Origin of the sequence: Leifsonia sp. (assembly GCF_051955155.1) — a bacterium.
Classification (GTDB): domain Bacteria; phylum Actinomycetota; class Actinomycetes; order Actinomycetales; family Microbacteriaceae; genus Leifsonia.
In genome coordinates, this window is record NZ_JBQCGZ010000093.1 from 1 (window position 1) to 20,690 (window position 20,690).

Here is a 20,690-nt window from a genome sequence, read left to right on the forward strand (position 1 = left end):
GCGCCGCGTCACCGCGGCCGAGACGGCGTGTCGCGACCGCTCGACCGCGCCCGCCGACCCGCCGGGATCAGCCGGCCGGCCACTGGGTCGGCAGCGGTGCCGCCGCCGGGTTGAGCCGCTCCACGATCTCGTCCAGGACGCGCCGCGTCTGGTTCTCCCCCACCCACAGGTGCTTGCCGCCCGCGACGTCGACCAGTTCGATCTGCGGCAGCGGCCGGAACCGCTCCGCGGCCTCCGCCGGCCGCAGGTAGTCGTCGTGCTCCGGGATCAGCGCCACGATGGGACGCGGATCGCCCGCCCACGCGCTCAGGTGCTCCGGCTTCGCGCGGTGCAGCGGAGGCGACAGCAGGATGACGCCGTCCACCGGGCACTCGCGCCCGTACATGAGCGCCAGCTCCGTCCCGAACGACCAGCCGAGCAGCCAGGGATGCGGCAGGCCGCGCTCGGCGACGAACGCCATCGCCGCCTCCACGTCGTACCTCTCGTCGACGCCGTGGCCGAACTCGCCCTGGCTGCGCCCGCGCGGCGACGACGTGCCGCGCGTGTTGAACCGGAGCACCGCGATGTCCGCGAGGGCGGGGAGCCGCGCCGCGGCCTTGCGCAGGATGTGCGAGTCCATGAACCCGCCCCCGGTGGGCAGCGGGTGCAGCGTCACCAGCGTGGCGACGGGTTCGCGCTCCAGCGGGCTGGCGAGCTCCCCGACGAGCGTCAGCCCGTCCCTGGTGTGCAGCTCGATGTCCTCGCGGCGCGCGGGGAGCTCGACGCCCCCGCGGATCTCGATCGGTCCTGCGGTCACACTCTCTCCTCCGCTCGCGGTCCCTGTCACGAGATCCGCCAGCACGACTCGTGCCAGTGCCGTCGCGCGGCGAGGTCCGCCGCGTCGCCCAGCACGCCGTCCGCCCGCCACGCGACGAGGTGGGACACCCCTGGCGCGATCTCGCGGCCACAGCCGGGGCAGACGTAGCTCTTCTGGGCCTGCAGCGACGAAACGGGCTGCACGTTCCACTCGGTGCCGCGGCGCACCTCGGTGCGGCGCCATCCGGCCAGGAGCCGGTCGAGGCCGTTCTCCTCCTCGTCCCTGCGGCCGCCCTGGCGACCTCGGGGACGATTGCTGCGCGGCATGCCTCCAGTCTAAGCGGGCAGGGATGCCCCCCGCCGGCACGCGCGCAGTACCATCGGCGGCATGAGCGACGACGACGCTCACCGCACCGACGCGATCCGCGCGCAGCTGCTCGCCACCGAGCACTGGAGCCTCCTCGCGTCCCGCAGCAGCACCCAGAACGAGGTGCTGACCAGGATCGGGATGCTGCTGACGCTGATGTCCGCCGCGCTGGTCAGCATCGCCCTGGTCGGCCAGGCGACCGCGTTCGGCGGCCTGTTCCCGGTCTTCGCGGACACGCTGCTGCTGCTCGTCGTGATCGTCGGCGTCCTCACGCAGGTCCGGGTGTCCAACGTGGCGATGGAGGACCTGATGTACGTCCTGGCGATGAACCGGCTGCGCTCGGAGTACCTCCGGCTCGCCCCGGAGCTCGCCGGCGTGCTCCTGGCGTCGCCGCACGACGACCGGGAGGGCGTGACCCGCACCTACTACTTCCTCGGCCGGCGCGGCGCCAGCCAGATCGTGGGCAGCAGCATGCTGTTCTCGTTCGTGGTCAACGGTGCCCTGGTCGGATTGCTCGCGGGCGTGCTGCTGACGACGAGCGGGGTTGCGCCCGCCATCGGCTGGGTCGTCGGCGTCGTCTGCGCGGCCGCCTACGTCGCCGTCTCCGTCGTCATCGGTGGACGGACGTATGCGCGGTTCTGGCGGGAGTACCGCCCGGCCGATCCGAGCCCGTGAGGCCGGGATCCGTGCCGATCAGTACCAGCCGGTCGACTCGGAGTGCGCCCAGGCGCCGCACGGCGTGCCGTAGCGGCCGCTGATGTAGCCGAGGCCCCAGGTGATCTGGGTGCTGGCGCTGTTCTGCCAGTCCGGTCCCGCCGACGCCATCTTGCTGCCGGGGAGCGCCTGCGGGATGCCGTAGGCACCGCTGCCCGCGTTGTACGCGTAGACGTTCCAGCCGGATTCGCGGTTCCAGAGCGAGACCAGGCAGTTGTACTGGTCGTCGCCCATCCCGCGCTCCTTGAGCATCTGGTAGGCGACCGCCTGCGCGGACCCCGGGTCCGGGGTTCCGGCCGCAGGTGCCCCCGCGCTGTCGGACGAGCCACTGTCGGACGAGCTGCTCGAGGACTCGGTGGGCGTCGGCGTCGGGGTGGGAGTGGGCTTCGGCTTGGGCTTCTCCTTGACGCTCACCGCTTCGCGCGTGACCGTCGCGGCGGAGCCGTCGGGAGCGGTCAGGCTCTGAACGGGAGCGGTGCCGTAGCGGGAGGTGGTCTGGATGTCCTGCATGGTGTCCGCGTACGCCGGGGTCGCGGCCGAACCCGAGTACGGGTCCACCACATTCACCAGGGCGAAGCCGACAGCCGCGCTGAATGCGAACCCCCAGACGGCGGCACGCGAGCGGATGTGCGGACGCCGGGACCGCTTGAACGCGACTCCGACCGGGTTGGCCGGGGCCAGCGGAATCATCTCTGCTGCATCTCGTCTACCCACGATCACAGAACCATAACGAACAATTCGCGGGTTTCCAAGAATCCGCGCCCGCACTCAGGGAACCGCCAGGTCATCGGACCGCGAGCATCACGTCCGTCACGCTGTCCAGCAGCAGGTCCACCTGGGCCTCCCGGTAGCCGCCGCGCTGCTCGCGGAAGGTGACCGTCCGCACCTCCTCGACGCTCATCGGCCGGCCGTCCTGGAAGTACTTGACGAGCCGTCCGGCGAACCGGTCGACGTCCTGCCGGTTGTAGCCGAGCGTGAGCAGGCTGACCCGCTGGAACCGCTCCCCCGCCGGCCGCTCCAGCCGGTCGAGGATCGCCTGCGCCGTCGTGCGCGCCTCCTCGTACCAGGCGGCGTCGCCCATCGCCTGCCGCGCCGCCTCGCTCTCGCGCGCGGCGAAGGCGTCCTCGAGACGCTCGAGCGCCGCGTCGACGTGCTGCGTCGAGTAGCCGCCCTTGGCCATCGTGAACGCCGTGCGGCGGATGTCCGCCGCCGTGAGGGTCGCGGCCGTCGCGCCGTCTCCGTCGTACGCGGTTCGCGCTGACTTCAGGAACTCGTCCACCTCGTCGACGTCGTAACCGAGCGTGGACTTGGGGCTCCGCGGGAAGGTGCTCACCCAGCCATTGTGTCAGGAGAAGATGAGGAAGAGCACGTACGTGGCCGCCGCCGACGGCAGGATGGAGTCCAGCCGGTCGAGGAACCCGCCGTGGCCAGGCAGCCACGAGCTCATGTCCTTGATGCCGAGGTCACGCTTGATCAGCGACTCGGCGAGGTCGCCCGCGGTGGCGGTGAGCAGCACGACGACGCCGAACACGATCCCGAACCACCACGGCATGCCGATCATGAAGACCGAGATCAGGACGCCGGCGACGATCGCGGCGACCGCGGCGCCCGCGAAGCCCTCCCACGTCTTCTTCGGGCTGATGGTGGGCGCCATCGGGTGCTTGCCCCAGGACAAGCCGCTCGCGTACGCGCCCGTGTCGACGGCGATGACGACGATCAGGAAGCCGAGCACCCACCACTCGCCGCCGTCCTCCGCGAGGAGCAGGATGGCGAAGCTGGCGAGCAGCGCCACGTACATCTGGACCAGGACGCCCCAGGTGAGGTCCCTGCCGAGCGCCGTCCCCCCGCGCCGCCGGTCCGGCCGCGCCAGCTCCTCGACCAGCCGCCAGAGGATCACGAGGACGACACCGGCCGACAGCGAGACCAGCTGGCCGCCGGCGTGGAAGAAGAACGTCGCGGGGACGACGGCGACCGCGGCGACGACCGTCGGGATGCGCGGCACCCGACGGGCTGCCGCCCGGAACGCCTGCGTCAGCTCGAAGGCGGCGAAGCCGGCCATCGCGGCGCCGAGCAGGAGGAAGAGTTCCTTGACGAAGATCAGGCTCAGCACGACGAGAGCGCCGACGCCCAGCCCGATCAGGATCGCCAGGATGAGGTTGCGGCCGGTCCTGGCCTCGATCTTCTCGTTCGTCGCGTCCAGCTGCGCCTTACGCGCCATCACCTGGCGCTCGAAGTCCGCCCTCGTCGCCTGCACCTGCGCGCGGATCTCGGCGCGCGAGTGGGATCCCACCCGTTTCCCCGATGCCGGCGTGCGAGGCGCGCCGGGGCTGCTCCCCTCGCTCATCTAGACCTCGAGGAGTTCGGCTTCCTTGCGCTTGAGGGCCTCGTCGACCGCCTCGACGTGCGTTCGCGTGAGCGTCTCGAGCTCCTTCTCGCCGCGGGCGACCTCGTCGTCCCCGACCTCGCCCTTGAGGGCGTCCAGCTCGTCCTTGGCCTTGCGGCGGATGTTGCGGATCGCGACCTTGGCGTCCTCGCCCTTGCCGCGGACGATCTTCACGAACTCCTTGCGGCGGTCCTCAGTGAGCTCGGGCAGGGTGACGCGCACGATCTCGCCGTCGTTGCCGACGTTCGCGGAGAGGTTCGGCATGTTGACGATCGCCTTCTCGATCTCCTTCAGCGCCGACTTGTCGTACGGCGTGACGAGCAGGACGCGCGCCTCGGGGTTCTGCAGGCCGGCCAGCTGGGCCAGCGGCGTCGGCGAGCCGTAGTAGTCCACGAGCACCTTCTGGAAGAGGGCGGGGTTCGCGCGGCCGGCGCTCACGGTGCCGAAGTCGTCCCTCGCCGCGTCGACGGTCTTGGTCATACGCGCTCGAGCGTCGGAAATCACATCCGCGATCACGGTTTCTCCTTCAGATCGGTGAATCGTTGTCTAGTCTAGGGCCCCGCGTCGCCGGGCCCGGTGCACCACCCGGCCGCGCGACGGCGGGGTCAGCCGAGCAGGGTGCCGATCTCGGCGCCGAGCAGCGCGGCCGTTACGTTGCCGGCCGGCTCGATGCCGAAGATGCGCATCGGCATCCCGTTGTCCATGCAGAGGCTCAGCGCCGTGGAGTCGACCGCCTTCAGATTCTGCTTGAGCGCGTCCTGGTGGGTGATGCGCTCGATCTTGCGGGCGTCCGGGTTGGTGCGCGGGTCGTCGTCGTACATGCCGTCGACGCCGTTCTTCGCCACCAGCACCACGTCGGCGCTGATCTCCAGCGCGCGCTGGGCGGCGACGGTGTCCGTCGAGAAGTACGGCAGGCCGGCGCCGGCGCCGAAGATCACGACGCGGCCCTTCTCGAGGTGACGCTCGGCGCGGCGCGGGATGTAGGGCTCGGCGACCTGGGTCATCGCGATCGCGGACTGGACGCGCGTCTCGGCGCCCGCCTGCTCCAGGAAGTCCTGCAGGGCGAGCGAGTTCATCACCGTGCCGAGCATCCCCATGTAGTCGGCGCGGCCGCGGTCCATGCCGCGCTGCGAGAGCTCGGCGCCGCGGAAGAAGTTGCCGCCGCCGACGACGATCGCGATCTCGACGTCCTCCGCCGCCTGCGCGATCTCGCGCGCGATGCTGCTGACGATGTCCGGGTTGACTCCCAGCTGACCGGCGCCGAACGCCTCGCCGGAGAGTTTGAGAAGGACCCTGCGTCTCTTGTTGGCTGCCGACATGCGTGTATGAGTCCTTCCGTCACTTTCGTCTAACGCTAATGCGTGCACGGTTGCCGCGCACAGAAAAGGAGTCCGGATCGAGGGAACTCGATCCGGACTCCTTCACGCCTCGATCAGGCGCCGACCTTGAACCGGGCGAAGCCGGACACGGTGATCCCCGCGTCCTTGACCACCTGGCTGATCGTCAGCTTGTTGTCGCGGGCGTACTCCTGCTCGAGCAGGGCGACCTGCTTGAAGTAGGCGCCGAGGCGACCCTCGATGATCTTCGGGAGCGCGGCCTCCGGCTTGCCCTCGTTGCGCGAGATCTCCTCGACGATGCGTCGCTCGTTCTCGACCTCGTCGGCCGGGACGTCCTCACGGGTGAGGTAGGTCGGGTTGGCGAAGGAGATGTGCTGCGCGATGCTGCGCGCGGTCTCCGCGTCGTCGCCGGCGTAGCCGACCACGACACCGACCTGCGGCGGCAGGTCCTTGGAGGTCTTGTGCAGGTAGATCGCGAAGTGCTCGCCGTTCACGACGGCGATGCGGCGCAGCTCGACCTTCTCGCCGAGGATCGCGGCCTCGTCGCCGATGAGCTCGGCGACGGTCTGCGAACCGGCGGGGGCGGCCAGCGCCTCCTCGACCGTGCTGGCACCCGCGGCCGCGGTCGCGTCGAGCACCTTGTCGGCGAGGGCGATGAACTTCTCGCCCTTGGCCACGAAGTCGGTCTCGCACGCGAGCTCGATCATGGTGGCGGTGCCGTTGCCGTTCTCCTTGGCGGCGACGAGGCCCTCGCTCGTGGAGCGGTCGGCGCGCTTCGCGTTGCCCTTCGCACCCTTCAGGCGCAGGATCTCGGTGGCCTTCTCGATGTCGCCACCGGCCTCCTCGAGGGCCTTCTTGGTGTCGACCATGCCCGTGCCGAGCTGCTCGCGCAGGGCCTTGATGTCAGCGATGCTGATGTTTGCCATGTTCGTAACTGGAACCTTTTGTCTCGAAGATGAGTGTGGTTACTTGGCCTCGGCGTCGGACTCGCCCTCGGCGACGACCTCGGCGGAGTCCGCCTTGGCCTCGGCGAGGTCGGCGTCGGCCGCCTTCTCGGTCTCGGCGCTCGACTGCACCTCGTCGGCGGACTGCGCGAGCAGCTCCTGCTCCCACTCGGCGAGCGGCTCGGCCTGCTCGGAGCCCTCCTCGGGCTTCTGGTGGCGCTGGATGAGGCCGTCGGCGGCCGCGTCGGCGACGATGCGGGTCAGCAGCGAGACGGAGCGGATCGCGTCGTCGTTGCCCGGGATCGGGTACTGGACCTCGTCCGGGTCGCAGTTGGTGTCGAGGATGGCGATGACCGGGATGCCCAGCTTCTTCGCCTCGTCGATCGCGAGGTGCTCCTTCTTGGTGTCGACCACCCAGATCGCGCTCGGGGTCTTCGACAGGTTGCGGATGCCGCCGAGCGACTTGTGCAGCTTGTCGAGCTCGCGCTTCTTGATCAGCAGCTCCTTCTTGGTGAAGCCGCTGGTGGTGCCCTCGAAGTCGAGCTCCTCGAGCTCCTTCATGCGGGCGAGGCGCTTGGAGACGGTCTGGAAGTTGGTCAGCAGACCACCCAGCCAGCGCTGGTTGACGTAGGGCTGGCCGACGCGGGTCGCCTGCTCGGCGATCGCCTGCTGGGCCTGCTTCTTGGTGCCGACGAAGAGGATGGTGCCGCCGTGGGCGACGGTCTCGCGGACGAACTCGTACGTCTTGTCGATGTAGGCGAGCGACTGCTGCAGGTCGATGATGTAGCTGCCGGAGCGCTCGGTGAGGATGAAGCGCTTCATCTTCGGGTTCCAGCGGCGGGTCTGGTGTCCGAAGTGGACGCCGCTGTCGAGCAGCTGGCGCATGGTGACGACGGCCATTGCCGTTTCTCCTTCTGTTGCGCATCCCGTGGCGTGCGCCTGGGATGCTGTTCACGGTTGTCAGGACGGCCGGGCGGCCGCCACTCCTGGTGCCCCGCGCTCCCCCGCTCGCGCGAACCCGCACGGAGGACCGTGCAGAATCGTGGGAGACCGGTGGAGGAGCGCCCCGCCCTCGTGGGAGGGCGTCCGGGCACGCGTAGTCACTCCGACGCGCGGAGTGCGAGGAACATCTTATCAGGTACCGGGCGTCGCCGAGTCCCCGGACGAGCGCACCTGCACGCCGCGGTTGCGGCCCGCGTTGGCGAACAGCGTCTCCGCGTGCTCCAGCGCCATCCCGTTCGTCTCCGGCACCTTGAAGAACACGAAGAAGAACGACAGCGCGGCGAACACCGCGTACATCCCGTACGTGAACGGCAGCGAGAAGTCGCTCATCGGCGGGAACGAGACCGTCACCAGGAAGTTGGCGATCCACTGCGCGGACGCGGCGACGCCGAGCGCGGCGGCGCGGATCTTGGTCGGGAAGATCTCGCCGAGCAGCACCCACACCAGCGGGCCCCAGGACGCGCCGAAGCAGATGACGAAGACGTTGGCGGCGATCAGCGCGACCGGGCCCCACGGGTTCGGCAGCGAGACGGCGCCGTCGTGCTTGGTGGCGAACGCGAACGAGAGCGCCATCGCCGCGAGGGCGATCGCCATGCCGACCGAGCCGGTGAGCAGGATGGGGCGGCGGCCGACGCGGTCGACCAGCAGGATGGCGACGATCGTCACCACGACGTTCGTCACCGAGGTGATCACGGTGATCAGCAGCGAGTTGCTCTCGGTGAAGCCGACAGCACGCCACAGCGTCGTCGAATAGTAGAAGATCACGTTGATGCCGACGAACTGCTGGAAGACGGACAGGATGATGCCGATCCAGACGATGGGCTTGAGGCCGAAGCGGTTGCCGCGCAGGGTGCCCTTCGCCCCCTCCTTGTCCGCCTCGATGGCCTGCTCGATGTCGCGGACCTGACGGTCGACGTCGCTCTCCGGCACCAGCGTGGAGAAGATGGCGCGCGCCTCCTCGTGCCGGCCGTTGGCGAGCAGGTAGCGCGGCGACTCCGGCAGGGTGAGGGCGAGGATGCCGTAGACGACCGACGGGATGACGCCGACCAGGAACATCCAGCGCCAGGCCTCGAGGCCGAACCAGAGCTGATTGGCCGCAGCGCCCGCGGCACCGGCGAGCAGCGCGTCGGAGAGCAGCGCGACGAAGATACCGATCGTGATGGCGAGCTGCTGCAGGGATGCCAGTCCGCCGCGTCGCTGCCGCGGCGCGATCTCGGCGATGTAGGCAGGGGCCACCACCGAGGCGATGCCGATGCCGAGGCCGCCGATCACGCGCCAGAACCCGAGGTCCCACACCGAGAACGCGAGCCCGGCGCCGATGGAGCTGACCAGGAACATGACCGCGCCGAGCAGCATCACCTTGAGCCGGCCCCAGCGGTCGGCGAGCCGGCCGGCGATGAACGCACCGACGGCGCAGCCGAGCAGGGCGATCGCCACGATGAACCCGGTCACGAACGCGTTCAGCGCGAAGTGGTGCTGGATCGAGTCGACGGCCCCGTTGATGACCGACGAGTCGAAGCCGAACAGGAAGCCGCCGACCGCCGCGGAGACCGCGAGCCCGACGACCTTGCGCCTCATCGCGGCCGTCGGCTGCGGGATGTGCTCGTCACCGGTGGCGGAAGTGTTGCTGCGTTGTTCAGACATGTCATCCCTTTTCGATTGTGTGCTGCGCCACCCGCCCCGACGGATCGCCCCGGAGCTGCGGCGCGACGATCACGCTACGCCGCGCCGCTGCGTTTGTGGAGTCCGGGCGGCGCCCGGGCGCGCCGCGGGTGCGCGTGCGTCGTGTGTGCCCGTTCGGTACGACCGCCCCTGCTCGAGCGGGGGCGGAACGTCCCGAACGGGCAAACACGCACGGCGGGCGCCTGTCCCGCACAGGGCGGGGCCTGGGAGGGGTTGTGCACAGATCCGGGCCGACAGCTCCGCCTGGGGCGCCGGCACGGGAACCTCGGACGTGGGCGTCGTCTGGATACCGCCGTCGGCGGTCCGTCGAGGGGAACAGGACGAGAGAACGGGACGGAGGGAGACGGATGCGCGGACATCGCACAAGGCCGGTGGCGGGCACACTGCGAGTGTCCGCGGCGCTGGGCGCGGCCCTCGTGGCCGCGCTGGGCACGGTCGACGGCGTCTCCGCGGTGCAGACGCTGGAGGCTGTCTCTGCCGAAGCCGGCGAGGCAAGCGCGTCCTCGCGATCGCCCGCTTCGTCGGCGCGGTGGCTCTGGCCGGTGTCGCCGCCGCGATTGACGAAGGGCTACGTCGCTCCGCCCACCCCGTACGCCGCTGGCCACCGCGGCATCGACATCGCCGCCGCGCCGGGCGCCACGGTCATCGCCCCCGCCACGGGGACGGTGCACTTCTCGGGAGTCGTGGTGGATCGCCCGGTGCTGACCATCGATCATGGCGGCGGCGTCCTCTCCAGCTACGAGCCGGTCGCCTCACCCCTGATCGTCGGAGCCGTCGTCGCCGCCGGCGACAGTGTCGGCTCGGTCGCGTCCGGCGCGCACTGCACAGGCACGTGCATCCACGTGGGGATCCGGATCGACGGCGAGTACGTGTCGCCTCTGCTGTTCTTCGATCGGGTCCCGCCGTCGGTGCTGCTGCCGCTTCGCCGGGCCTCAGGCGCGGGGATGCGCGATCCGGTAGGTCTCCTTGAGGCGCTCCGTGGAGACGTGCGTGTAGATCTGCGTCGTCCCGAGGCTCGCATGGCCGAGGATCTCCTGCACCGCCCGCAGGTCCGCTCCCCCGTCGAGCAGATGCGTCGCCGCAGTGTGCCGCAGCGTGTGCGGGCCCGCGGGCCCCCCGCCGGGGATGTCGGCCAGGAGTCCGGCGACCAGCTGGTAGACGGCGCGGGTGCCGAGCCGTCCGCCGCGGGCACCCAGGAACAGGGCCGGCCCCGACCGCTCGCCGGCCAGCAGGGGCCGCGCCCGCGCGAGGTAGCTGCGCAGCGCCGCGAGGGCGGGCACGCCGAACGGGACGACCCGCTCCTTCGACCCCTTGCCGAGCACGCGCAGCGTGAGCCGCTCCAGGTCGACGTCGTCGACATCGAGACCGGTCAGCTCGCTCACCCGGATGCCCGCAGCGTAGAGCAGTTCGACAACAGCGACATCGCGGACCGCGCCCGGTTCCCCCTCCGCCGCCCGTACGGCGAGCGCTGCCAGGATCCCGTCCATCTGCGCGCGCGTGATCACCCGCGGCAGCGTCTTCTCCGCCTTCGGCGCCCGCAACCGCGAGGCCGGATCCGGCGCCGCGGCGGCCAGGACTCCGGGAACACCAGCAAGACCCTCCTGGGCCGTCGTCGCCGCTCCCGACACGCCCCCGGTCTCCCCGCCCGTCCGCGCCGGGTCCTCCGGAGTGGGATCACCGACCGTCCGAGCCACCCACGCACTGAACCCGCGGGCGGCAGCGGATCGCCGGGCGAGGGTCGCACGCGCGAGCCCTTTCTGGGACGCATCCCAGAGCCAGTCCCGGTACACGTCGAGCGTCAAGGCTTCGGTCGCGTCCACCCCGCGCGCCGCGAGGAAACTCCGCAGCGCAGCCAGGTCCGATCGGTACGCGCGCACGGTCTGCGGCGAGTACCCGCGCTCCACCTCGAGGTGGCGCGCGAACCCGTCGATCGCCGCCTGCAGTTCCACTCCCCCAGCTTCGGCGAGCGCGACCCCTCGAACCGGACGACGCTCCGAATACCGCAGAACGCGTCCCGCCCCGGCACGCACCCGTCACATCGGTTGCCTCGCCCGCTTCTCCACCTCGCACGCTTCACCTCACCTCGCGGTGCCAGCCGTCGCCAGACTCCCGCACGCGTCCCAGGGTCTCGAGCCGGCCGAGTTCGGCTTGCACCCGGGCGGCGTCGAGACCGGTGCTGTTCATCAGCTCCCGCACGCTTCGCCCTGAACGGATCCGAAGGGCCTGCAGGATGACCCCGGAGCGATCGGACGCGTCGGCACCTGGCTGAACCGACGACTCGTCGCAGCCGGTACCGACGGTGCCCGCGCCGCGGCTGGCATCCTCGCCGCCGGCACCGCTGGCGATGGGCAGACCGACGGGCTCGCAGAGCTCGGCCATCTCGTCCGGGGTGGTGACGCAAGTGGCGTCGTATTCGCGGATGAGCCGGTGGCAGCCTGCGGAGGCGGGCGAGGTGATCGGTCCGGGGACGGCTCCGAGCGGCCGACCGAGCTGGGCGGCGTGGCCCGCGGTGTTCAGGGAACCCGAGCGGCTTCCGGCCTCGACCACGATGGTCGCCTGACTGGCTGCCGCGATCAGGCGGTTGCGCATCAGGAAGCGCCAGCGCGTCGGAGCCGAACCGGGCGGGAGTTCGCTGATGACCAGTCCGGTCTCGATCACCCGGTGCAGCAGGCTCGTGTTCCCGGCCGGGTAGAGGCGGTCCACGCCGCCCGCGAGGAACGCCACCGTCACCTGGCCGCTCGCCACGGCCGCCCGGTGTGCCGCGGCGTCGACGCCGTACGCTCCTCCCGACACGATCGCGAAGCCGCGGTCGCTGAGGGCGGCCGCCGCCTCCATCGCCACGTGGGTTCCGTAGCCGGTCGCGGCGCGCGCACCCACGAGCGCGATGGAGCGGTTGAGCCTCACGAGACGGCCGGGGTCGCCGCGCACCCAGAGAAGAAGGGGGCTTCCCTGCTCCAGGTCGCGCGTCCCACGCGGCCAGAGCGGGTCATCGGGTGTGACGAGGGTGGCACCCAGTTGCGCCCCGCGCTCGAGGATGCGTTCACCGCCGGAGGGATCGAGGCGGCCGCGCCAGCGCGTCAGCGCATCGTCGAGCCGCCGGACGGTCGGCAGGTCCTCGTCCGGGCAGCGTTCCCGCAGCAGAGCGAGAACGCGTTCACCGTCGCCCCCGTCTTGGACGAGCCGCACGGTGGTCTCCGCCCCGAGGCGATGGACCATCGCGCCGGCGTCCATGTCGCCCGGCTCGACGAGCGCGCTGACGGCGACCCGCGCGAACAGGCTCCGCACGACCCGTTCCTCCCCGAGGTCGGCGGACGGTGCGACGGCTCGCACACGATCGGCGATCGCGGACATGCCGGCACCGCGCGAGAGATCAGCCGCGGACATCGTGGCGCCTCCGGTCCCCCGCCCGCACTCCCCGGTCGTCGCTGCTGACCACCGGCGGCCGGCCCCCGGCCGGTCGACTCCGCGGCAGGGCGACGAGCGGACACCGGAGGCAGACACCGCCGAACCGGGCCGGAACGACCTGTGCGGCAAGCGACGGGGCAGCACCAGACCCAGCACCAGGACGCCCTGCGCTGGCGGACGATGCGTCATCCGGTCCGTGGGCCGCCTGGCGCGGAGCATCGGCGCCCCTGGTGGGCTCGACGCCGGAATCGGCGCGGCTCACGAGCGGATCCCGCGGCGGAGGAAGAGGGCTCGGCCCACGTGATCGGCGGTCGGGGTGGGGGCGCCGTCGAGGTCGGCGAGGGTCCAGGCGACGCGGAGGGTCCGGTCGTAGCCGCGCATAGTGACGCCGCCACGTTCGAGGGCGCGGTCGAGGGAGGCCAGGGCAGCAGCGCGGAGGCGGCGGGGGCCGGCGCGGAGCCAGGTGCCGTCGACGTCGGCGTTGCGACGCCACGGGGTGTCCCGCAGGCGGTCCGCTGCCGCCGTCCTGGCCGCGAGCACGCGCTCGCGCAGGACGGCGCTCGACGGGCCGGGCGGCGCGCCGTCGGTCGCGGCGCGCAGTGCGCCGAGACCGAGCCGGCGGACCGTGAGGCGGACGTCCACCCGGTCCATGAGCGGCCCGGACATCCGTGCGAGGTAGCGGCGGCGGGCGATCGGCGAGCAGGTGCACTCCTCGTCGAGGGAGCCGTAGCGTCCGCACGGGCACGGGTTCGACGCGAGGACCAGCTGGAACCGCGCCGGGAATGTCGCCGTCCCGCTCGCCCGGTGGATGCTGATCGTCCCCGACTCCAGGGGCTGCCGCAGCGCGTCGAGCACGCTCGGCGGGAACTCCGCCGCCTCGTCCAGGAACAGCACACCGTTCGTCGCCCGCACGATCGCGCCCGGGACGATCCTGCCGCTGCCGCCGCCGACCAGCGCCACCGCCGACGCGGTGTGGTGCGGAGCCTCGAACGGCGGGCGGCGGAGCAGGCCGCCCTTCACGCCGAGCCCGGCGAGAGAGCGGATGGACGTGGTCTCCAGGGCCTGCTCCGCGGTGAGGTCGGGAAGCAGCGACGGGAGCCGGCGCGCCAGCATGGTCTTGCCGGCTCCGGGAGGGCCGATCATGGCCAGGTGATGGCCGCCCGCCGCGGCGGCGACCAGCGCATCCACCGCCTCCTCGTTGCCTGCGACGTCCGACAGATCGGGGTCCGCGGGCGCGGGGCCGGTGTCGTGGGCGTCCGCGGTCACCGGGTCCACCTCGACGGGGTCGAGCTCGGCGCCGTGCGCGATCGCCGCCGCCCGCAGGCTCGCCACGGGCACGACCTCGATGTCGTCGACCAGTTCCGCCTCTGCGGCGTTCGCCGTCGGGACGAGCACGCGCCGGAACCCGGCCGACCGCGCCGCGAGCACCGCGGGCAGGACGCCGGGCACGGGCCGAAGCCGGCCGTCCAGACCGAGCTCGCCGAGGTGCACGGCGGCGGCAGCGGCGGGAGCCGGGACGTCGCCGGAGGCCGCGAGCGAGGCGATCGCGATCGCGAGGTCGAACGCCGAGCCCTGCTTGCGCAGCGACGCCGGCGACAGGTTGACGGTCAGCTTGCGCTGCGCGACGGGCAGACCGGCGTTCACGGCGGCCGCCGTCACGCGTTTGCGCGACTCGCCGAGGGCGGCGTCCGGCAGGCCGATCAGCACGAAGGCGGGCAGCCCCGCCGCGATGTCCGCCTCCACCTCCACGATGTCGCCGCGGACGCCGGTGAGCGCGACGGCGAACGTCCTCGCGAGCGCCATCACGCCACCGCGCACAGATGCTCGACGACCGGCTCGGCGCTCCAGGCGTCGAGGACCGCCACGGCGTCGATGCGGACCGCTCCCGGCAGCGGTCCGTTCGTGCGGCACCACTCGGCCGCCAGCCGTCTCAGACGCCCCTGCTTCTGCGGCGTGATCGCCTCGAACGGGTGACCGTAGCCGAGCGAGCTGCGCGTCTTCACCTCTGCGAACACCGTCGTGGATCCTGCGCGCAGGATCAGGTCGATCTCGCCGACCGCACACCGCCAGTTGGTCGCCAGCAGCACGAAGCCGCGGGCCTGCAGCCACGTGGCGGCCACGATCTCGCCGCGCCTGCCCAGTTCATCTTTGGATGCCATCGTTCCTCCCGCATCCAGCCTCGGGGAGGTGGAAGGGGCTGGAGCGTGGGGCGCAGAATCTGTGGGGAAGTCGCGCGGGGGCGGAGGCTGTGGAGAAGGCGGGGCCTACTCGTCGAGCGCGAGCTCCTTGGGCAGCTCGAACTCCTTGCTGGAGAGCTCCTCGATGTTCACGTCCTTGAACGTGAGCACGCGCACCGACTTCACGAATCGGTCGGCGCGGTAGACGTCCCACACCCACACGTCGTTCATGGTCAGCTCGAAATAGAAGTCGTGCTCGGTGTCGCGGCGCACGAACTCCACCTCGTTCGCAAGGTAGAAGCGGCGCTCCGTCTCGATCACGTACTTGAACTGCGAGACGACGTCCCGGTATTCACGGTACAAAGCCAGCTCGACCTCGCGGTCGTAGTCGTCGAACTCGTCCTCATCCATCGTCAGACAAGTCTAAGCCGGATGCGCGGCTATGTCGGCATGTCGAGCATCGCCGTCTCCTTCAGCCAGGTGAGGCGATGGAGGGCGCTCGGCCCGAGCTCCGCGATCGCCGCGAAGTGCTCCGGCGTCGAATAGCCCTTGTTGCTCGTCCAGCCGTAGCCGGGATAGTCGGCGTCGTGGCCGATCATCAGCCGGTCCCGGTGCACCTTCGCGATGACGGAGGCGGCGGCGACGGACGCGCAGTCCCTGTCCGCCTTGATGCGCGTCAGCACGCGAGCCGGGCGCATCAGCGCGGGGTTCAGGTAGTCGTAGTTGCCGTCCAGGATGAGCGTGCTCTCGCGCACCTGCGCGCCCTGCTCCTCCAGCTGGGCGAGGGCTCGCGCCCCGGCGAGCCCCAGGCAGCGCATGATCCCGAGCGAATCGACCTCCGCCGCGGACGCGAGCCCGACGGCGTGGAACAGCGACCAGCGCCGGCAGGCGGGCTCCAGCGCCTCGCGCACCGGCTCCGGCAGCAGCTTCGAGTCGCGCAGCCCGGGTGGGATGCGCTTCACGGCGGTGTCGATCACGACCATCCCGACGGCGACGGGGCCGGCGAGCGCGCCGCGCCCCACCTCGTCGACGGCGACGATCGACGTCACGCCGTCGCGATACAGCGCCTTCTCGAACCGCAGCGACGGCGTCACCGGGGTCATCATTCCTTGTTCTCCTCCACACCGCGGAAGACCTCAGGATAATCGTCCAACCAGGACCAGCGCTGAACGGGCCAGCTGACGACGAACGCCCGGCCGACGACGTGGTCGAGCGGGACGAAGCCGTGCCCTGGCAGCGACTGGTTGCGCGAGGAGTCCTGCGAGTTGTACCGGTTGTCCCCCATCACCCAGATCGCTCCGGCGGGAACCGTGACCGCGAACCGGACCGTCGCCGCGTTCGTCTGGCCCGGTTCGATGATCGTGTACGGCTCGTCGATGGCCACGCCGTTGACGGTGATCCTGCCTGCGGCGTCGCAGCACGCGACCCGGTCTCCCGGCAGCCCGATCAGCCGCTTCACGAGGTGGTCGTCGCTGTCCGACGCGGACAGGCCGACGAACGTGAGCGCGGTGTCCACGGCCGACGCCACCGGGTTCCGTTGCACCGGGGCCTTGGGCGGCAGCCAGCCGCCGGGGTCCCGGAACACGACGACATCCCCGCGGCTGAGCGGGAAGACGGAGGGCTGCAGCTCGTTCACGATGATCTTGTCGCTGATCTGCAAGGTGTTCTCCATCGACCCGGACGGGATGTAGAACGAGCGGACGACGAAGGTCTTGATCAGGAACGAGACCAGCAGGGCGATGACGACGATGATCAGGATGTCGCGCAGGAACAGCAGCGCCCCGCGCCGCTTGCGCTCGGAATCCGCCACGCGGTCAGGCCGGGTGGGCAGCGTCTCGTCCGTCATTTAACCGCCTGAGCTCCCGGTCCAAGTGTAGGACCGGGAGCTCAGGGACGTGATGCGGGACGCGCGTCAGTTCTCGCGCTTCTCCTTGATCTTCGCCTTCTTGCCGCGCAGCTCGCGCAGGTAGTAGAGCTTGGCGCGACGGACGTCACCGCGGGTGACGACCTCGATCTTGTCGATGACCGGGGAGTGCACGGGGAAGGTGCGCTCGACGCCGACCTGGAAGCTGACCTTGCGGACCGTGAAGGTCTCGCGGACGCCCTCGCCCGAGCGGCCGATGACGACGCCCTGGAAGACCTGGATACGAGAGCGGGTGCCCTCGATGATGTTGACGTGCACCTTGACCGTGTCGCCGGCGCGGAAGGCGGGGATGTCCTGCTTGAGGGACGCGGCGTCCACCTGATCGAGGATGTGCATTCTTGTTCGCTCTCTGTACCCGCCGGCAGGTCGGGGACGGACTCGGGGCCGGGCGCACACGCGCGCGAGGCCGGGATTCGGTATTGGGGTGTGTCCGCGAGAGATGCTGGCTCCCCTGCGGCAGAGCCTGGCCGCGGCACAAGCGTTAATTCTGCCATGCCGGAGCGGTGTTTGCCAAAGCAGGCCCGAACGACCTAGTCCTCGCGCCGCCGCTCCTCGATGATGATGACCTCGGCGTCGTCGACGATCGGGCTCTCCGGCTGCGGGACCTGCTGCGGCCGGGCGGCGCTCTCGTAGGCGGCGAAGGTCTGCTCGACGCGGCCGCGCAGCTCCGTCATCAGCTCCCAGAGCCCCAGCCAGAAGGCGCCGAGGAAGAACAGGACACCCAGCACGGCCAGCCAGCCGGTGACCCCGGCGGGGAAGAATCCGAACGCGATGATCGACGCGTTCCAGCCGGCGAGCACGCCGGCGTCGTACCAGGAGACGGCGCGCGACTCGCGCACGCTGCGCCTGGCGACGATGATGCCGCCGATCGCGAGCAGCGCGACGAACAGGATCGGGCACAGCACGAGCAGCCCGAGGAACGACCATCCGCTGCCCGAGTGGAACGCGGCCCAGCCGACCAGCAGCCACACCGGGAGCACCACGGCGGACGGGAACAGCCACCAGTAGAACGCCTTGCGGATGATCACGCGACCAGCGTAACCGCGTGCGGCTGGGGAGGGGCTGCGGGTTCGCCGAGGGCCGAAATCGCGGACCCTCCCCGCGGGCGTGGAAGACTTGACGCGATCCGGCAGAAGAGAAGAGGACGCGCGTGATCGAGCTGAGGACCCCGACGGAGATCGAGCAGATGCGGCCGGCCGGGCGCTTCGTCGCCGAGGTGCTCGCGGCGACCGCCGCCGCCGCGAAGGTGGGCGTGAACCTGCTGGAGCTGGACGCGCTCGCCCACCGGATGATCCGCGAGCGCGGAGCGGAGTCCTGCTACATCGACTACCACCCCTCGTTCGGCGCCAGTCCGTTCGGAAAGGTGATCTGCACGTCGGTGAACGACGCCGTCCTGCACGGCCTCCCCCACGACTACCGCCTGCGCGACGGCGACCTGCTGACCCTGGACTTCGCGGCAAGCGTGGACGGCTGGGTGGCGGACGCGGCGACCAGCCTCGTCGTCGGCTCCGCGCGCGACGAGGACCTGCGGCTCATCGACACCACCCGCCGCGCGCTCGCCGCCGGAATCGCGGCGGCACGCCCCGGTGGCCGGGTCGGCGACATCTCCGCGGCGATCGCGGCGGTCGCGCACGGGGAGGGCTACAGCATCAACACCCAGTTCGGCGGGCACGGCGTCGGCCGCACCATGCACGGCGACCCGCACGTCCCGAACGACGGACGCCCGGGCCGCGGCTTCCCGCTGAAGCCGGGACTGGTGATCGCGATCGAGCCGTGGTTCCTGGAGACGACGGACGAGATCTTCACCGACCCGGACGGCTGGACGCTGCGATCGGCGGACGGGTCGCGCGGCGCGCACTCCGAGCACACGATCGCCATCACCGAGGACGGCCCCGTCATCCTCACCGCTCCCACGTCCTGAGCGACCCGCCGTCCGTTCCGGAGTTCTTCACGCCTGCGCCCGGCGTGTCGCGTGAAGAACTCCGGAAGCGATGGCGGGGCCTTACGGGAGCAGGTCGGGGCGCACGCGGGCGGTGCGCTCGAGCGACTGCTCGTGCCGCCAGGCGGCGATCGCGCCGTGGTTGCCCGAGAGCAGCACCGGCGGCACCTCGCGGCCGCGCCAGACGGCGGGCTTCGTATAGGAGGGGTACTCCAGCAGCCCGTCCTCGTGCGACTCCTGCACCAGGCTCTCCGGGTTCCCGACGACGCCGGGGATGAGCCGGCCGATCGCCTCGATCATCGCCATCGTGGCGACCTCTCCCCCGTTCAGGACGTAGTCGCCGATGCTCACCAGCCGGACGCGCGCGCGGGACGCGGTGTCGTCGAACACCCGCTGGTCGATGCCCTCGTAGCGCCCGCATCCGAAGACGAGGTGCCGCTCCTCGGCGAGTTCGCGCGCCATCGCCTGCGTGAACACGTCACCGGCGGGCGACGGGAAGATCACCAGCGGGTCGTCCTCCCCCGCGCCCAGGATGCCGTCGAGCGCCTCGCCCCACGGCTCCGGCTTCATGACCATGCCCGCGCCGCCGCCGTACGGGGTGTCGTCAACCGTGCGGTGCCTGTCGTGGGTGTGGTCCCGCAGGTCGTGGACGCCCAGCCGGATCAATCCGGACTGCCGGGCCTTGCCGAGCAGCGAGATGTCCAGCACATCGAAGAAGGTCGGGAAGATCGTGACGATGTCGATGCGCATGCACTGGATTCTATTCGGGCACGACCGCCAGCTCCCGATCGCGCGGGACGAGCGGGGTCGCGATCGCGGGGCAGAGCGCGACGACGGCGAAGGCGATCGGGTAGCCGACCCAGCCGATCAGCGCGCCGACGGCGGGCCCGACGACGGAGGCGGCGAGGAACTGCCCGGTGTTCTGCGCGCCGAGCGCCCGGCCCGACCAGAACGGCCCGGCGATCTCGGCCACGGAGGTGTACGCGAGGCCGTTGTCCGCGACCGTGACCACCGCGGCGACCACCAGGATGATCGCGGCGGGGACGGAGCCGAGCGCGGAGGCGACGGCCATGAGCAGCATGACCGCGACCGCGGCGAGCGAGACCCAGCGCAGCGGCCGCAGGTGGCTGCCGACCCGGTCGCTCAGGATGCCGACGCCGATCCGGCCGATCGCCCCGGCGAACTGGCTGACGCCGATCACGATCCCGGCGACGAGCGAGGGCATCCGCAGCTCCGTGACCAGCCAGACCAGCCCGAAGGTCGAGACGGTGAACTGCGGGATCACCAGCAGCATCGAGACCCCGTGGATGCGCCACAGCAGCGAGGTCTGCCGATACGGCCGCCAGGCGGTCTGCGGGTGCGCGGCGCCGCCGGCCGCCGGGGTCCGGGGCGGTCGCGGCGGGTTCACGATCCCGATCGCGCACAGCACCGCGGACACGGCGCACAGCACGGCGGGGACGAGCAGGGCGGCAGCGATGCCGCCGTTCGCGGCGAGCACGGGGATGCTGATCGCGGCGATGGCGACGCCGAGCGGCTGGCACATCTGGCGGATGCCCATCGCGAGGCCGCGCCGCTCCTTCGGGAACCAGCCGATCACGACCCGCCCGCTCGCCGCGTTCGGGCTCGCCGCCGCCATCCCGCCGACGAGGAACAGGGCGCCGAGGGCCAGGTAGGAGGAGACGAACATCGCGCCGAACGCCGCGATCGCGGTCACCGCGAGGCCGGCGGCGATGACCCAGCGCTCGCCGATCCTGTCGCTCAGCGCTCCCCACGCGATCAGCGTCAGCACCAGCCCGAGCGTCGGCGCGGACGCCAGCAGGCCGGCCTGCGCGAGACTCAGCCCGCGCTCGCTGTGCAGCAGTGGGATCAGGAAGGCGGGGGTGGAGACGAACACGGTGGAGCTCGCCTGGCCGAGCACGCCGAACGCGAGCATGAGCCACGGCCGGGGCGTCCGGGTGGATGTCGTCTGCTGCGCTACGGTGGGAGTGCTCATGCGGTATACCCTAGCGGTATACCACCT

The 20,690-nt window shown here is 71.2% G+C and carries 23 protein-coding genes and 1 pseudogene; 3 read left to right on the forward strand and 21 right to left on the reverse strand.

The features are described 5' to 3' along the window. Positions 1 to 67: 67 nt before the first annotated feature. Together ACTHMF_RS09675 and ACTHMF_RS09680 are read right to left on the reverse strand one after the other, a co-directional pair. Positions 68 to 781 carry an alpha/beta hydrolase gene (locus ACTHMF_RS09675; protein WP_440317283.1) on the reverse strand — a complete coding sequence of 238 codons (714 nt, stop codon included), beginning with the start codon at positions 779 to 781 and terminating at the stop codon, positions 68 to 70. Between the two features lie 41 nt (positions 782 to 822). After that, on the reverse strand, positions 823 to 1,122 hold the full coding sequence (locus tag ACTHMF_RS09680) for a hypothetical protein (RefSeq protein ID WP_314147740.1): 300 nt from the start codon (positions 1,120 to 1,122) through the stop codon (positions 823 to 825). A gap of 61 nt (positions 1,123 to 1,183) precedes the next feature. On the opposite strand from ACTHMF_RS09680, the gene ACTHMF_RS09685 reads away from it, so the two are divergent. Further along, positions 1,184 to 1,837, forward strand: coding sequence for a hypothetical protein (locus tag ACTHMF_RS09685; protein ID WP_440317261.1), 654 nt, complete (start codon positions 1,184 to 1,186; stop codon positions 1,835 to 1,837). Positions 1,838 to 1,855: 18 nt separating this feature from the next. Here the strand turns inward: ACTHMF_RS09685 and ACTHMF_RS09690 are convergent, their stop codons facing one another. The 8 genes from ACTHMF_RS09690 to ACTHMF_RS09725 all read right to left on the reverse strand — a co-directional run bounded on the left by ACTHMF_RS09690 (position 1,856) and on the right by ACTHMF_RS09725 (position 9,186). Beyond that, positions 1,856 to 2,566: a lytic transglycosylase domain-containing protein gene (locus tag ACTHMF_RS09690; RefSeq protein WP_399552932.1), complete on the reverse strand. Its 711-nt coding sequence runs from the start codon at positions 2,564 to 2,566 to the stop codon at positions 1,856 to 1,858. Between the two features lie 94 nt (positions 2,567 to 2,660). Next, complete coding sequence (locus ACTHMF_RS09695; protein WP_440317262.1) at positions 2,661 to 3,209, reverse strand: DivIVA domain-containing protein; 549 nt, start codon at positions 3,207 to 3,209, stop codon at positions 2,661 to 2,663. A 12-nt stretch (positions 3,210 to 3,221) separates the two neighbouring features. Continuing rightward, positions 3,222 to 4,220: a phosphatidate cytidylyltransferase gene (locus tag ACTHMF_RS09700; protein ID WP_399552931.1), complete on the reverse strand. Its 999-nt coding sequence runs from the start codon at positions 4,218 to 4,220 to the stop codon at positions 3,222 to 3,224. Beyond that, positions 4,221 to 4,775, reverse strand: a complete 555-nt coding sequence (gene frr, locus ACTHMF_RS09705; protein WP_314147736.1) for a ribosome recycling factor — start codon at positions 4,773 to 4,775, stop codon at positions 4,221 to 4,223. It abuts the gene before it with no gap. 89 nt (positions 4,776 to 4,864) lie between these two features. After that, a complete protein-coding gene (pyrH, locus tag ACTHMF_RS09710) occupies positions 4,865 to 5,578 on the reverse strand; it encodes a UMP kinase (RefSeq protein ID WP_314147735.1) in 714 nt (237 codons plus the stop codon). Between the two features lie 113 nt (positions 5,579 to 5,691). Continuing rightward, positions 5,692 to 6,522 (reverse strand): translation elongation factor Ts, encoded by an 831-nt coding sequence (gene tsf / locus ACTHMF_RS09715; RefSeq protein WP_314147734.1) that lies wholly within the window; start codon positions 6,520 to 6,522, stop codon positions 5,692 to 5,694. 39 nt (positions 6,523 to 6,561) lie between these two features. After that, positions 6,562 to 7,440 (reverse strand): 30S ribosomal protein S2, encoded by an 879-nt coding sequence (rpsB, locus tag ACTHMF_RS09720; RefSeq protein ID WP_314147733.1) that lies wholly within the window; start codon positions 7,438 to 7,440, stop codon positions 6,562 to 6,564. 234 nt (positions 7,441 to 7,674) lie between these two features. Beyond that, complete coding sequence (locus ACTHMF_RS09725; RefSeq protein ID WP_314147732.1) at positions 7,675 to 9,186, reverse strand: sugar porter family MFS transporter; 1,512 nt, start codon at positions 9,184 to 9,186, stop codon at positions 7,675 to 7,677. 386 nt (positions 9,187 to 9,572) lie between these two features. Here ACTHMF_RS09725 and ACTHMF_RS09730 point away from each other — a divergent pair. Beyond that, positions 9,573 to 10,091, forward strand: a pseudogene (locus ACTHMF_RS09730) (murein hydrolase activator EnvC family protein); the annotation flags it as partial. A gap of 66 nt (positions 10,092 to 10,157) precedes the next feature. On the opposite strand, the gene ACTHMF_RS09735 reads toward ACTHMF_RS09730, so the two are convergent. The 9 genes from ACTHMF_RS09735 to ACTHMF_RS09775 form a co-directional block, all read right to left on the reverse strand. Further along, positions 10,158 to 11,174: a tyrosine recombinase XerC gene (locus ACTHMF_RS09735; protein WP_440317263.1), complete on the reverse strand. Its 1,017-nt coding sequence runs from the start codon at positions 11,172 to 11,174 to the stop codon at positions 10,158 to 10,160. Between the two features lie 124 nt (positions 11,175 to 11,298). After that, positions 11,299 to 12,609: a DNA-processing protein DprA gene (dprA, locus tag ACTHMF_RS09740; protein ID WP_440317264.1), complete on the reverse strand. Its 1,311-nt coding sequence runs from the start codon at positions 12,607 to 12,609 to the stop codon at positions 11,299 to 11,301. 279 nt (positions 12,610 to 12,888) lie between these two features. Next, complete coding sequence (locus tag ACTHMF_RS09745) at positions 12,889 to 14,433, reverse strand: YifB family Mg chelatase-like AAA ATPase (protein ID WP_440317265.1); 1,545 nt, start codon at positions 14,431 to 14,433, stop codon at positions 12,889 to 12,891. Continuing rightward, the gene (locus ACTHMF_RS09750) at positions 14,433 to 14,789 is read right to left on the reverse strand and encodes a YraN family protein (RefSeq protein WP_440317266.1); all 357 of its coding nucleotides are present in this window, start codon (positions 14,787 to 14,789) and stop codon (positions 14,433 to 14,435) included. The genes ACTHMF_RS09745 and ACTHMF_RS09750 overlap by 1 nt, the downstream gene beginning before the upstream one ends. A gap of 105 nt (positions 14,790 to 14,894) precedes the next feature. Next, positions 14,895 to 15,218 carry a DUF2469 family protein gene (locus ACTHMF_RS09755; RefSeq protein WP_018190696.1) on the reverse strand — a complete coding sequence of 108 codons (324 nt, stop codon included), beginning with the start codon at positions 15,216 to 15,218 and terminating at the stop codon, positions 14,895 to 14,897. A gap of 29 nt (positions 15,219 to 15,247) precedes the next feature. Beyond that, the gene (locus tag ACTHMF_RS09760) at positions 15,248 to 15,910 is read right to left on the reverse strand and encodes a ribonuclease HII (protein WP_399552934.1); all 663 of its coding nucleotides are present in this window, start codon (positions 15,908 to 15,910) and stop codon (positions 15,248 to 15,250) included. Further along, positions 15,910 to 16,653, reverse strand: coding sequence for a signal peptidase I (lepB, locus tag ACTHMF_RS09765; RefSeq protein WP_314147726.1), 744 nt, complete (start codon positions 16,651 to 16,653; stop codon positions 15,910 to 15,912). Before lepB ends, ACTHMF_RS09760 begins: the two co-directional genes overlap by 1 nt. Positions 16,654 to 16,719: 66 nt before the next feature. Then, the gene (rplS, locus tag ACTHMF_RS09770) at positions 16,720 to 17,067 is read right to left on the reverse strand and encodes a 50S ribosomal protein L19 (RefSeq protein ID WP_314147725.1); all 348 of its coding nucleotides are present in this window, start codon (positions 17,065 to 17,067) and stop codon (positions 16,720 to 16,722) included. A 194-nt stretch (positions 17,068 to 17,261) separates the two neighbouring features. Further along, a complete protein-coding gene (locus tag ACTHMF_RS09775) occupies positions 17,262 to 17,759 on the reverse strand; it encodes a hypothetical protein (RefSeq protein ID WP_440317267.1) in 498 nt (165 codons plus the stop codon). A gap of 122 nt (positions 17,760 to 17,881) precedes the next feature. Between ACTHMF_RS09775 and map the strand changes: the two genes are divergently transcribed. Next, complete coding sequence (gene map, locus ACTHMF_RS09780; protein ID WP_440317268.1) at positions 17,882 to 18,652, forward strand: type I methionyl aminopeptidase; 771 nt, start codon at positions 17,882 to 17,884, stop codon at positions 18,650 to 18,652. An 81-nt stretch (positions 18,653 to 18,733) separates the two neighbouring features. On the opposite strand, the gene trmD is transcribed toward map, so the two are convergent. Both trmD and ACTHMF_RS09790 read right to left on the reverse strand, forming a co-directional pair. Further along, positions 18,734 to 19,420, reverse strand: a complete 687-nt coding sequence (gene trmD, locus ACTHMF_RS09785) for a tRNA (guanosine(37)-N1)-methyltransferase TrmD (protein ID WP_440317269.1) — start codon at positions 19,418 to 19,420, stop codon at positions 18,734 to 18,736. Between the two features lie 10 nt (positions 19,421 to 19,430). Then, entirely contained in the window at positions 19,431 to 20,663 is a 1,233-nt protein-coding gene (locus tag ACTHMF_RS09790) for an MFS transporter (protein WP_440317270.1), read from the reverse strand. Positions 20,664 to 20,690: the final 27 nt, after the last annotated feature.